Origin of the sequence: Phreatobacter stygius, from assembly GCF_005144885.1 — a bacterium.
In the GTDB taxonomy this organism is placed as follows: Bacteria; Pseudomonadota; Alphaproteobacteria; order Rhizobiales; family Phreatobacteraceae; genus Phreatobacter; species Phreatobacter stygius.
On record NZ_CP039690.1, the window covers coordinates 640207 to 653119 of the forward strand.

The 12913-nt window shown below is 67.2% G+C and carries 9 protein-coding genes; 4 read left to right on the forward strand and 5 right to left on the reverse strand.

Features of this window, described 5'->3' with window-relative positions; translation table 11 throughout:
• Positions 1-213 precede the first annotated feature (213 nt).
• Genes E8M01_RS03040 through E8M01_RS35445 form a run of 4 tightly spaced genes read right to left on the reverse strand, consistent with a single transcriptional unit; the run spans position 214 to position 5771 of the window.
• Positions 214-3480: an error-prone DNA polymerase gene (locus E8M01_RS03040; RefSeq protein WP_136958756.1), complete on the reverse strand. Its 3267-nt coding sequence runs from the start codon at positions 3478-3480 to the stop codon at positions 214-216.
• Positions 3477-4700, reverse strand: coding sequence for a Y-family DNA polymerase (locus E8M01_RS03045; protein ID WP_342778666.1), 1224 nt, complete (start codon positions 4698-4700; stop codon positions 3477-3479). Before E8M01_RS03045 ends, E8M01_RS03040 begins: the two co-directional genes overlap by 4 nt.
• On the reverse strand, positions 4637-5047 hold the full coding sequence (locus E8M01_RS35855) for a DNA polymerase Y subunit UmuC family protein (RefSeq protein WP_342778667.1): 411 nt from the start codon (positions 5045-5047) through the stop codon (positions 4637-4639). The genes E8M01_RS03045 and E8M01_RS35855 overlap by 64 nt, the downstream gene beginning before the upstream one ends.
• Complete coding sequence (locus tag E8M01_RS35445) at positions 4938-5771, reverse strand: ImuA family protein (protein WP_136958757.1); 834 nt, start codon at positions 5769-5771, stop codon at positions 4938-4940. Before E8M01_RS35445 ends, E8M01_RS35855 begins: the two co-directional genes overlap by 110 nt.
• Positions 5772-6097: 326 nt before the next feature.
• Between E8M01_RS35445 and E8M01_RS03055 the strand changes: the two genes are divergently transcribed.
• Positions 6098-8674 carry an EAL domain-containing protein gene (locus tag E8M01_RS03055; protein ID WP_136958758.1) on the forward strand — a complete coding sequence of 859 codons (2577 nt, stop codon included), beginning with the start codon at positions 6098-6100 and terminating at the stop codon, positions 8672-8674.
• Between the two features lie 279 nt (positions 8675-8953).
• Here the strand turns inward: E8M01_RS03055 and E8M01_RS03060 are convergent, their stop codons facing one another.
• Complete coding sequence (locus E8M01_RS03060) at positions 8954-9841, reverse strand: LysR substrate-binding domain-containing protein (RefSeq protein WP_136958759.1); 888 nt, start codon at positions 9839-9841, stop codon at positions 8954-8956.
• 287 nt (positions 9842-10128) lie between these two features.
• Between E8M01_RS03060 and E8M01_RS03065 the strand changes: the two genes are divergently transcribed.
• The 3 genes from E8M01_RS03065 to E8M01_RS03075 are packed head-to-tail and all read left to right on the forward strand — an operon-like array spanning position 10129 to position 12902.
• A complete protein-coding gene (locus tag E8M01_RS03065; RefSeq protein ID WP_136958760.1) occupies positions 10129-11223 on the forward strand; it encodes an ABC transporter ATP-binding protein in 1095 nt (364 codons plus the stop codon).
• Positions 11220-12092 carry an ABC transporter permease gene (locus tag E8M01_RS03070; protein WP_136958761.1) on the forward strand — a complete coding sequence of 291 codons (873 nt, stop codon included), beginning with the start codon at positions 11220-11222 and terminating at the stop codon, positions 12090-12092. Before E8M01_RS03065 ends, E8M01_RS03070 begins: the two co-directional genes overlap by 4 nt.
• 12 nt (positions 12093-12104) lie before the next feature.
• Positions 12105-12902 (forward strand): ABC transporter permease, encoded by a 798-nt coding sequence (locus E8M01_RS03075; protein WP_136958762.1) that lies wholly within the window; start codon positions 12105-12107, stop codon positions 12900-12902.
• Positions 12903-12913 lie beyond the last annotated feature (11 nt).

Here is a 12913-nt window from a genome sequence, read left to right on the forward strand (position 1 = left end):
TGGGAGACGTGGATGGCCGTGACAAGCACGGCCATGACGAAGCGAGCAACGCCGCGCCAAGATACGGTTTGTCGAGATGTGTGAATCCGGTAGCCCCGCCGGGGAGAGGTAAAGCAGTGGTTCGAACGCGAACCCTGAAAGTGGCTGGCCAGACTGAAAGGCCATTCGTATCCTTCAGTCAAAAATCCCATGTTCGTTTTGAAGCCCCTCCCCTCAATGGAAATCGCGTGACTTCGGCAGGATGCGGACATTGCGCGGGTGGCCGGAGATGCGCGGATATTGCGGATGCAGCGCCTCGTCGGCGCGGCCGACCACCGGCTGGGTCTTGTGGGTGTCGGAGAGGTGGTCGAGCTCCTCGGTCCGGTCGACAATGCGCTCGGCCATCAGATGCACGACATTTTCCGGGCTCTTCTGGATCAATCCTTCGATCAGCAGCAGGCGCGCGCCCATCACCTGGCGGCGGAACTGCTCGAACTTGCGTTCCCAGAGCACGATATTGGTGATGCCGGTCTCGTCTTCCAGCGTGATGAAAATAGCCTTGCCGTTGCCCGGCCGCTGGCGCACCAGCACGACGCCAGCTACCTTCGCCCAGCTCCCGTCCGGCTTGTCATTGGTCGCGACGCAGGTGGTCACGCCCTCGCCGTGAAAGCGCGGCCGCAGGATCTCCATGGGATGGGCCTTCAATGACAGCCGGATGGTCTGGTAATCCGCCGCCACATGTTCGGCGAGCGGCATGACCGGCAGGCCGACATCGGCCTCCTCGCCGAGTTCGCGCGCGTCCGCCGCGGCGAACAAGGGCAGCGGCTGATCATCCGGCAGGCGGCGCACCGCCCACAGCGCCTCGCGCCGGTCGAGCCCGATCGAGCGGAAGGCGTCGGCATCGGCCAGTATATGCATGGCCCGGTTCGGCAAGCGGGCGCGCACCGCCAGCTCCTCGACGCTGGCATAGCCCACGCCGCGCGCCGGTTCCAGAGCCTTGGCCCAGTCCTGATGGAAGCCGTCGACCTGGCGAAAGCCGAGCCTGAGCGCCAACGCATCGTCCGGCCGGCGCTGCAGATGATTGTCCCACCGGCTCTCGTTGACATCGACGGGACGCACCTCGACGTCATGATCGCGGGCGTCCCGGACGATCTGCGCCGGCGCATAAAACCCCATTGGCTGCGCATTCAGGAGCGCGCAGGCAAAGGCAGCCGGGTAGTGGCATTTGATCCAGGACGAAATGTAGACCAGCTTGGCGAAGGACGCGGCATGGCTTTCGGGAAAGCCATAACTGCCGAAGCCCTTGATCTGCTCGAAACAACGCTGGGCGAATTCGGGCTGATAACCGCGCGCCACCATGCGCCCGACCATCATCTGTTCGAAATTCTGGATCGTGCCGACATTGCGGAAGGTCGCCATGGCCTTGCGCAGGCCATTGGCCTCGTCGTCGGTGAATTTTGCCGCGACCATGGCGAGCCGCATCGCCTGTTCCTGAAACAGCGGCACGCCCAGCGTTTTGTTCAGAACCTCGAACAGCTCATTGGGAGGACCGTGGTCCGGCGATGGCGAAGGATAGTCGACTTTCTCGACGCCGCTCCGGCGGCGCAGATAGGGATGCACCATGCCGCCCTGGATCGGCCCGGGCCGGACGATCGCCACCTGGATGACCAGGTCATAGAGCTTTTCCGGCCTCAGCCGCGGCAGCATGTTGATCTGCGCCCGGCTTTCCACCTGGAACACGCCAATGGAATCGCCCTTCTTCAGCATGGCATAGACCTTTTGGTCATCGGGCTCGACATCGGCGAGGCCAAGATCCCTGCCCTCGTGCTCTCTCAACAGGTCGAAGGCCTTGCGGATGCAGGTGAGCATGCCGAGCGCCAGGATATCGACCTTCATCAGCCGCAATTCGTCGATGTCGTCCTTGTCCCATTCGATGAAGGTGCGGTCGGCCATGGCGGCATTGCCGATCGGCACCATTTCGTCGAGCCGCCCGCGCGCCAGCACGAAGCCGCCGACATGCTGGGACAGGTGGCGCGGGAAGCCGAGCAGGCGCACCGCCAGGTCGACCGCCCGGCGTACGGTCGCATTGGCCGGATCGAGGCCCGCCTGGCGGATCTGTTCGTCGCTGATGCCCTCGCCCCAGCTGCCCCAGATCATGCTGGCGAGCCGTGCCGTGATGTCCTCGGTCAGGCCCATGGCCTTGCCGACATCACGGATGGCGCTGCGCGGCCGATAGCTGATGACGGTCGCGGCAATGCCGGCCCGGTCGCGGCCATAACGCCGATAGATCTCCTGGATCACCTCTTCGCGGCGCTCATGCTCGAAATCGACATCGATGTCGGGCGGCTCCCGCCGTTCGCTCGAGAGGAAGCGGGCGAACAGGACATCGTGTTCGTTCGGATCGACGGCGGTAATGCCGAGCACGTAGCAGACCGCGGAATTGGCCGCCGAACCCCGGCCCTGGCAAAGGATGCCCGCATTGAGGGCAAACTGGACGATGTCGTAGATGGTCAGGAAATAGCGGGCGTAATCGAGCGTCTCGATGAGTTTCAGCTCCGCCTTGATCAGGCCGACGACCTTGTCCGGAACGCCCTGGGGGTAACGCATTTCGGCCCGCCGCCTGGTCAGCTCCTCGAGCCAGCTTTGCGGGGTCCAGCCCGGCGGCACCGGCTCGTCGGGATATTCATAGGTGAGCTGGGACAGCGAGAATTCGATGCGGGCAAGCAGATGTTGCGTCTCGTCGATCGCCTCCGGGCAATCGCGGAACAGCCGCGCCATTTCCTTCGGCTCCTTCAGGTGCCGGTCGGCATTGACCTCGAGCAGACGGCCGGCCGCCTCGATCGTCGTGCCCTCGCGGATGCAGGTGAGCACGTCCTGCAGGTCGCGCTGTTCGGGCGCGTGATAAAGCACGTCATTGACCGCGACGAGGGCGACACCGGCGGCCTCGCCGATCCGGAACAGGCGGGCAAGCCGGCGCCGGTCATTGCCATGCCGGTGCATGGCGGCACCGAGCCAGACGGCGCCGGCGGCCGCTTCCGCGATCCGCGCGAGTGCGGCCGGCAAGCCGTCAAAAACCGGCCCCGGCATGACGATCAACAGGAGACCGCGGGTATCGGCGAGGAGATCGCCGAGCGTCAGGATGCAGTCACCCTTCCTGGCCTTGCGATTGCCCAGGGTGAGCAGCCGGCAGAGCCGGCCCCAGCCGGCCCGGTCGGCGGGATAGGCGATGATGTCAGGGGAGCCGTCGGTAAAGACCAGCCGTGCCCCGACCGCCAGCTTGAAATCGGCCAGCGCCTCCGGGCCGACCTCCCTGGCCATGGCCTCCTTGACCTTATTGAGCGCCGCATAGGCCCGGACCACGCCAGCCACCGTGTTGCGGTCGGCGACGCCGATGCCGGTATGGCCGAGCTCGATCGCCTTCAGCACCAGGTCCTGGGCTTGCGAGGCGCCGTGCAGGAAGGAAAAATTGGTCGCGGTCGCAAGTTCGGCATAACAGGTCATGCGAACAGCCCGTGCAGGAACCAGCGCGGCGCGGCATCGCTGCCATAAAACCCGCTGCGGAACAGCCAGAAGCGCCGGCCCTCGGCATCCTCGACCCGGTAATAGTCGCGCGCCGGCCGGTCGGCCTGCCGCCACCATTCCGCGGCGATCCGCTCCGGGCCTTCGGCACGGGTGACGTGATGCCGGCAGCGCCGCCACAAAAAGCTCAAAGGCGGCCCGTCCGGCACCTCGGCGATCGCCTCGACCGGCTGCGGCGGATCGAAGACATGCAGGGGCCGCGCCGGCGGCTCGTCCGGTTCGACCGGGCGCCAGGGGGCGTCTTCGGCATCAGCGCCAGATCGAACCGGACGAACCGCCGGCACGAGATGCGCCGCACGATCGGGATCATGGCTGTCGCGCGCCGCGAAACGCAGCACGCGGTCGGCGCCGAAACGGGCGACCAGCCGGTCGACCAGTTCGGCCAGTTCGTCGTCCTCGACCGCATGGCCGTCGAGGCTGGTCTGGGCCACCGCGAAAGGTTCGGTCACCGGCACCGACAGGCGGATCAGGTCGAAACCGAAGCCGGGATCGATCGGGTCGGCCAGCACCTCGATACGCTCGACGAGCAGCCGCATCACCGCCTTGGCGTCGCGAACCGGCCGGCCGGTCTCGACCGCGATCCGCCTGACCGCGCCATCGGCCCGGAAGAAGCTCGCCTCGAAGGCGCGGCCACCCTCGCCGCGCTGTTCGAGCAGCGCGCCGGCTCGCGCCATCAGCGCGGCGAGCGTGCCCTCGATATCCTCGGCCCGCGCGATCGGCTCGGCGAAGCGCTGCTCGACGATGCAGGCGGGCACCGGCCGGCACGGGGTGATGCGGATATCCTCAGCTCCCAGCACCCGCCTGAGCCCGGCCGCCAAGGTGGCGCCGAAACGGGCGGCGAGCGGCGCCGACGGGCGGCCGGCGAGATCGCCAATGGTCTTGAGCCCGGCCCGCGACAAGGCCAGCACCGTTTCCGGCGGCAGGCCAAGAGCGGCGACCGGCAGCGGATGGACCGCCGGCGCTTCGCCGCCGGGCGCGACGATCTCCAGCCGGCCGAAACGGGCGAGCGCACGCGCCGCCTCGGGCGTGCCGGCGACGCAGGCGCGCGCATGAACCGCGATGCCGGCGAGACGGGCCTTCAGGTCGGCGCGCAGCGCCGCCTCGCCGCCGAACAGATGGGCGCAGCCGGTGAGATCCAGCACCAGCCCATCGGGCGGATCGAAGGCGACCAGGGGGTATAGCGGTCGCAGGCCTCGGCAAGCCGGGCCAGGAAGAGGCCGTCGCCGGCCGGATCGCTGTCGATGGCCAGGATTTCAGGCACGCGGGCGCGGGCATCGGCCAGCGCCAGCCCCGGGGTCAGGCCGAGCGCCAGCGCCCGCCGGTCGACCGCGGCCAGCCGAAGCGCCCCCCTGACCTTTTCGGTGAAGACCAGCGGCAGCTCATCCGGCGCGCCGGAAGGGTTGAGCCGCCTCCACCGGTCGGCCGGCAGGAACGGCAGCCAGACGGCCAGGTAGCGGCGCGGCGACGGGCCGGTTTCCGTCCCGGCCAATCCCGTCTTGGAAAGTTCCATCTTTGAAATGGCTGCGGTCACGATCCCACTCCACACGCCATTGCCGGGGCGGAACCCCGGCGCGGTGACGCAACAAACTGATGGCGAAAGCCGGAAAGCCGGGAGCGTTGGCCTCCAGGGGCCTGGAAGCGAGCGCGCCGACCGACCAGCGGGTCGAGGCTGCACTGGCGACAGGGGCCGCGGCGATGCGCACCATCAAGGTGGTCACCCGCGAGGCGGCCGCGGTCAGCGACAGGCGGCGCGAGGCGCTGAGATCCAGCACCTTCGCATCACCCCAGGGCTCGATCAGAACCGCGCCGAGCGCCGCGCAGCGTACGGCCTCCGCGCCGGCCCTGAGCACGTCGGCCGCATCCCGCACCCGGACCAGCACGAGATGCCCCGGATCGAGGCCGAACTCGACAAGGCCGGAGGCATCGAGCCGGCCCGCTTCCAGATCGGCGAAGTCCTGGCGCACCCAGACGATCTTGCCGCCACCGGCGGCCCTGAGCGCCAGTGCCAGGGCGAAACCGGCCGCCGCGGCAGCGTCCACCGGCGCCCGTGCGAACACCTCGTGCACCGCCGCGCGCTCCAGCCCGCCGCCCAGCGGTTCATCCACCGCCGGCAGTCCAAAAGAAAAAAGATCGGACGCGCCAAAGGCTGCCGGCCGCTCCAGAGCCGCCAGCTTCAGCCTTAGCGCGCGGACGGTTTCCGGTGCCGCGCTCATGTCTTATGTTCCTATTTCGTTCTCATCAAACAGTGCCGGCGCGCCGGAGTCAAGACCAGCGGTGAAAGCCGCCCTGAAAGCCGAACTGCTGATAGGGATGAAGACCTGGCTCGAGTGGAGCCGGCATGGCGCCTAGCCGGCCAGGCAACCGATCAGTAAATACGCAGTTATTACCTTAGGTAAAGTTTGACACTTACCGGTGTCGCGTCAATCCACCTGCGCGAAATGGTGGAATATTTACACTTTTTGCGGTTACTGGGCACCATCGTCCACTTCGGTGCCGTGTCGCGACGCGACAGCGGTGCGCACGGTCTCCAGGTCTTGCAATGCGCGGAAGCCAGATAGCAGAAAGCTCGGGTGATGTTCTCATCCCGGTCCTGGAACAGGCGATCGACGCCGTCGTCATCATCGACGAATTGAACAACGTCACGTTTTTCAACACCGCCGCGGAAAAGCTCTGGGGCCACAGCCGCGCCGAAGTCCTCGGGCAGAATGTCAGGCTGCTGGTCCCCGCCCCCATGCGTCCGGCTCATGACGCCCAGATCAACCGCAACCGCGCCGGCGGCACCGACACCCTGGTCGGCACGACCGTGGAAGTGCCGATCGAGCGGAAGGACGGCACGCCGGTCTGGGGATCCTTGTCACTGTCGCGGATCACCGCCGGCGGCAAGACGCTCTATGCCGCCTTCGTCAAGGACGTCACTGAGGACGTGAAGCGGCGCGAGGAGATCTACCTCCTGTCGCTGGTCGCCGACGAGACCGACCGGGCGGTGATCATCACCGATGTCAGGCACCGGATCGTCTATTGCAACCGTGCCTTCACCGAAATGTTCGGTTATCAGCGCGCCGAGGTGATGGGCCAGTCTCCCACCGCGCTGCTGCGCGGCCAGCACACCGACCCGCGGGCCCTGGCACGCCTGAACGGGCTCGCCGGCCACCAACGCGGGCTGCACGAAGAAGTCCTCGGCTATACCAAATCCGGCAAGGAAATCTGGCTCTCCGCCACCATCAACCCGATCCTCGACCAGGCCGGCCAGTTCCGCCACGCGGTCTCGGTCATCGCCAATATCACCGAGACCAAGCAGACCCAGGTCCTGCAGCAGCGCGTGCTGGAGGCGCTGGCCAATGACCGACCGCTGGTCGAGGTCGCCGATCTGATCTGCCGGCAGGTCGAGGCGATCACCCCTGGCGTCGTCTGCTCGATCCTGCGCGTCGATGCCGGCGGCCTGGTCCGTCCCCTGGCCGGCCCGAGCCTGCCCGACCACTATTCCCAGGCCCTCGACGGCCTGCCGATCGGCCCGGATGTCGGCTCCTGCGGCACCGCCGCCCATCTCGGCGTGCCCGTGCAGGTCGACGATATCGAGACCAGCCCGCTCTGGGCGGCCTACAAGTCACTGCCGCTGCCGCTTGGCCTGCTCGCCTGCTGGTCGAGCCCGATCAAGCTGAAGGACGGCCGTGTCGCCGGCACCTTCGCCTTCTATTTCCGCGAGAAGCGCGGCCCGAGCGCCTGGCACGAGCGCCTGGTGGAAGCCTGCGTGCATCTCTGCGCCCTGGCGATCGAACGGCACGACGCCAAGGCCCATATCGACCAGCTCGCCTATTACGACACCTTGACCGGCCTGCCGAACCGCCTGCTGCTGGGCGACAAGATCGACCAGCAGATCGCCGCCGCCGCGGCGAGCCACAAGGAAGTGGCCCTGCTCTTCCTCGACATCGACAATTTCAAGGACGTCAACGACACGCTCGGCCATTCCGCCGGCGACGCGCTGCTGATCGAGATCGCCCGGCGCCTGCAGGACCAGTTGCGGGCGGGCGACATCGTCAGCCGGCTCGGCGGCGACGAATTCGTCGTCATGCTGTCCGACTGCGGCGTCGCCCATGCCGCGGGCGTCGCCGGCCGCATCCTCGAGGCGCTGGCCCTGCCGATCCGGGTCGAGGCCATGGCGCTGCCGGTCTCGGCCAGCATCGGCATCAGCCTCTATCCGGGCGACGGCCTGAACAAGGAAGCCCTGCTGAAACATGCCGATACGGCCATGTATGAGGCCAAGGCCGCCGGGCGCGGCACCCATCGCTTCTTCAGCCACGACATGAACCTGATCGCCCAGGAGCGCCTGGTGCTCGGCGCGGCGCTGAGCGATGCGCTGTGCCATGGCACGCTCCAGCTGCATTATCAGCCGCAGATCCGCACCGAGGACGACAGCCTGCATGGCGTCGAGGCGCTGGCGCGCTGGCACCACCCGGTCCACGGCCAGGTGCCGCCGGCCAAATTCATCGCGCTCGCCGAAGAAACCGGCCTGGTCGAGGCGGTCGGCGAATGGGCGCTCGGCGAGGCTTGCCGGCAGATGGCCGACTGGCGCCGCCGCGGCATCGATATTCCGACCGTCTCGGTCAACCTGTCGCCGCTGCATTTCCGCAACAGCCGCCTGCCCGACCTGGTCGCGAGCGCTCTCAAACGCAACGGCCTCGAGGCCCGGGCCCTGACGCTGGAGATCACCGAAAACGTCATGATGGACGACTGCCCGGAAACGGCGGCGACCGTCCAGGCCGTGCATGCCCTCGGCATCCGCCTGTCGCTCGACGACTTCGGCATCGGTTATTCCAGCCTCTCGTCGATCACCCGCCTGCCGATCGAGGAACTGAAGATCGACCGCAGCTTCATGCGCGACCTGGAAACCGACCAGAACGCCCGGGCGGTGGCCTCCGCGGTCATCCGCATCGGCCACAGCCTGGGGCTGAACGTGGTCGCCGAAGGCGTCGAGACCGAAGCGCAGCGGCGTTTCCTGCAGGCGCTCCGCTGCCACGTCCTGCAAGGCTTCCTGTTCGCGCCGGCGCAGCGGGCGGGCGACCTGGAAAGCTGGCTCGCCAGGCGTGACGTGGTCCTGTCGCGCTCGCGGGTCGCCTGACGGGCCCGCCGGTGGCGGAACCGGACGGCCGCGGCCAGGCCGGCCGCGTCGCCCGAAGATGTCGGTCCAGTGGTCTGGCGCGGCCGTCCCGGCTGGAAGGCGCGCAGCAGCGCGATCGATCGCTCGACGGCCCGGACGATCGGCACTCCGGCACGGGTCGGCACCTTTCTCGGCGGCTGCGGCATGGCTTGTCGCTTTCGGCATGGCGTCGCCGGACCACCGGTAGAGAGCGGTGGCAGAGCCGGCAACCATCAAGCACCGGTTGAATCTCGCCGCGCGTCAGGCCGGTCTGGCGGTCGACATGCGCTTGAATTCGGCGACAAAATCCAGCGCGATGCGCGACAGCGGCCGGTTGGTCGGCCGGAACATGGCGAATTTGTAGAACAGCGTCGGCTTGAACGGCCGGATCGCCAGCCCGATCTTGTCGAAATGCGCGCCGGTCGAGGCATCGACAATGGTGACGCCGAGATTTTCCATGACCAGCGCGCAGGCCGAGCCGAAGAACTCGACATGGGCGGCCATTTTCAGCGGGACCGAACTCTCGGCGAAAGCCCGCTCGATCGCCTCGTGCAGGAAGTGGTCGGCATAGAGCGAGATGAACGGCACGCCGTCGAGCAAGGCCGGCGTGATCACCTGGTGGCGGCCGAGCGGATGGCCGGCCGGCAGCACCGCGACGCATTCGATCTCGAACACCTCGATGATCGCCGCCGGACTGTCGATCGGCAGTTCCGCGAAGCCGATATCGAAGGCGTCGATACGGCCGAGATCGCGCACGGTCGGCGACGAGCGGGTGATGAAACGCACCGTGCCGTCGGGCCAGCGCTTCATCAGCTCGGCAATGATCGGCGGCAGCACATAGGTCGCAAGCCCCGGCTGGCTCGCCAGAGCCAGCGTGCCGGATTTCACCCGCTTGAGATCGCGCGCCACCTGCACGGTGCGCTCGAGCACGCCGAGCGCGCGGCGCGCCTCCTCGTAAAACAGGGCGGCTTCCGGGGTTGCCTCGAGCTTGCCCTTGCGCCGCTTGAACAAGGCGAGACCGAGTTCGTCCTCGAGCCGGGTGATCAGGTTACTGACCGCCGGCTGCGACTTGCCGGTGAGGGCTGCGGCCGCGGTCATCGAACCGGTTTCGATGACGGCGCGAAAGGCTTCGAGGTGGCGGGTGTCCATGAGGGTTTACGGGGGGTGGGAGGGAGTGAAATGGTGTTCAGCGCGATATCCTTCGGGTTCGCGCAGGGGACCTCCGCCTTTACCTCTCCCCGCCGGGGAGAGGTGAAGACACAGCTCGAACCCCAGGTTCATTCTCGAGCCGAAATGACGACAACTCGGCGTCTCCGTCCACCAACCTATAATCCATCATTATATCTTTCGCACATATTTCGTTTTGACCTCCAGAGCCGGCTGACCAACACTTTCGCCAAGTTGCCCGCCAAGGGCATGGGGAACGGGACGGTGCCGTGAAACACAATCTGGTCTTGTCGGGTCTGGAAAAGCGCTATGGCGATTTCGTCGCGCTGCACGAGACCAACCTGGACATCAAGGCCGGCGAGTTCGTCACCCTGCTTGGCCCCTCGGGCTCGGGCAAGACCACCATTCTGATGAGCATTGCCGGTTTCGTCGCGCCGTCCGCCGGGCGCATCCTCCTCGACGGCCAGGATGTCACCGGCCTGCCCCCCGAGCAGCGCAATTTCGGCGTGGTGTTCCAGGGTTATGCGCTGTTCCCGCACCTGACCGTCCACGACAATGTCGGCTTTCCCCTGCGCGCCCGCGGCATGCGCGGCGATCAGGCCCGGCCGAAGATCGAGGCGGCGCTGGAGATGGCGCAGCTCGGTGCCTTCGCCAAACGTTTTCCCAGGCAATTGTCCGGCGGCCAGCAGCAGCGCGTGGCGCTCGCCCGCTCGCTGGTGTTCGGGCCGGAACTCCTGCTGCTCGACGAGCCCCTGAGCGCGCTCGACCGCTCGCTGCGCAAGGATTTCCAGTCCGAGTTCAAGGCGATCCACCGCAAGGTCGGCACCACCTTCATCTATGTCACCCATGACCAGGAGGAGGCGCTGACCATGTCGGACCGCATCGTCATCCTGGACAAGGGCCGGATCCTGCAGAGCGCGCCGCCGAGCGAGCTTTATGAGCGCCCGGCGACCGAATTCGTCGCGGGCTTCCTGGGCAAGAGCAATTTCCTGCGCGGCCGGATCACCAGGCGAGCCGACGGCCTCGCCGAACTCGACGCGAGCGACCTGTCGAGCTGGGCGTCGCTCGGCCGGCAGGCAGCGCTGGCCGAGGGCGACCAGGCGGTCGCCGCGCTCCGGCCGGAAAAGATCCGGCTGCACCGGACCGAGCCCGCGGGCGATGCCTGCTCGGCGCGCGGCCGGGTCACCGAGCTCACCTATCTCGGCTCCACCGTCGAGGTCGAACTCGTGGTCGGTGCCGGCACAAAACTGACCGCCACCATGCCGGCCGGCGCCATCGCACTGGCCGAAGGCGACGAGATCGTCGCCTCCTGGGCGCCCGACGCGGCGATCCTGGTCGAGCCGAAACCGGAGCCGGTCCGATGACCGCGCTCGCGGCCAATGACCTGAAACCCGCGGGCCCGGGGGCGAGCGGCGAGCGGCTCTATTGGCTGCTGCTGATCCTGCCCTGCGTCTTCCTCGGCCTGTTCTACGTGGTGCCGGTGGTCAACGTGCTGGTCATGAGCGTCACCGTGCCGAAGGCGGGTTTCGCCAATTATGCCGAGCTCGCCAGCAATGGCGCGGTCCAGCGGGTGCTGATCACCACGGTCAGGATCGGCGCGATCACCACGGCGATCACCTTGGCGCTCGGTTATGCGGTGGCCTATGCGCTGGTCCAATGCGGGCCGCGCGAGCGGCAGATCCTGCTCGCCATCGTGCTGGCGAGCTTCTGGATCAGCGCGCTCATCCGCGCCTTTGCCTGGGTGGCGATCCTGCAGTCCCAGGGCCTGATCAACAATACCCTGATCGGGCTCGGCCTGATCGACAGCCCGCTGCAGCTGGTGCGCAACGAGCTCGGCGTGATGATCGGCATGGTCCACTACATGCTGCCCTACGCCATCCTGCCGCTCTACGCCAATATGAGCGGCATCGACAAAAGCCTGGTGCCGGCGGCGCGCGCGCTCGGCGCGACCCCGTTCCAGGCCTTCCGCTGGGTCTTCGTGCCGATGAGCCTGCCGGGCCTGATCGGCGCCGGCGTCATCGTGCTGATCTTCTCGCTCGGCTTCTACATCACCCCGGCCATTCTCGGCGGCGGCAAGACCATCATGGTCGCCGAATATGTCAGCGTGCAGATCTCCGAGACGCTGCGCTGGGGCCTCGCCGCCATGCTCGCCTCGACCCTGCTCGCCAGCGTCCTGCTGCTGGTCTTCTGGCTCAGCCGCTTCATGGATGTCGAAGCGGCGTTGAAGAAGTGACGGGAGGGCGCCATGGCTTTGCAAGATGAACGTCCGCGCGGCCTGTCCTTCGCGAAAATCCTCGCCTGGGCGACCGCCTGTTTTCTGATCCTGCCGATCCTGGTGGTGATCCCGATTTCGTTCACGCCCGAGCGCTACCTGTCGCTGCCGTCGGGCAGCCTGTCGCTGCGCCATTATGCCAGCCTCGCCAACGATCCCCGCTGGTCGAAGAGCATTGTCGACAGCCTGATGGTCGCAATCGGCGCGACCGTGCTGGCGGTGTCGCTCGGCACCGCCTTCGCGGTCGGAGCCTGGCGGCTCGGCGTGCCGCTCGCCAGGCGATTGCGGCTGTTGATGCTGGCGCCGATCATCGTGCCGCCGATCGTCCATGCCATCGCCTTCTACAAGGCCTGGGCGGTCATCGGCCTGCTCGACAGCTATCTCGGCCTCGTCCTGATCCACACCATGAAGGGGCTGCCCTTCGTCGTGCTCACGGTTGCCGGCGCGCTCGCCAATCTCGACCACAAGCTGGAACAGGCCGCCCGCAGCCTCGGCGCGACGCCCTCGCAGGCGATGCGCTGGGTGATCCTGCCGCAGATCATGACCGGCGTGATCTCGGGCGCCGCCTTCGCCTTCATCACCTCCTGGGACGAGACCGTGGTCGCGCTCTTCGTCACCAGCCGGCGCGTCGCCACCTTGCCGCGCCGGATCTGGGAAGGGCTTGCCGACAATATCGACCCGGCGATCGCCGCCATGGGCACGCTGATGATCCTGGTGACCATCGCCATCGTCACCGTCAAGACGGTCAGAACACAACCGGCCAAGGCCTGAAAAACGGGCCA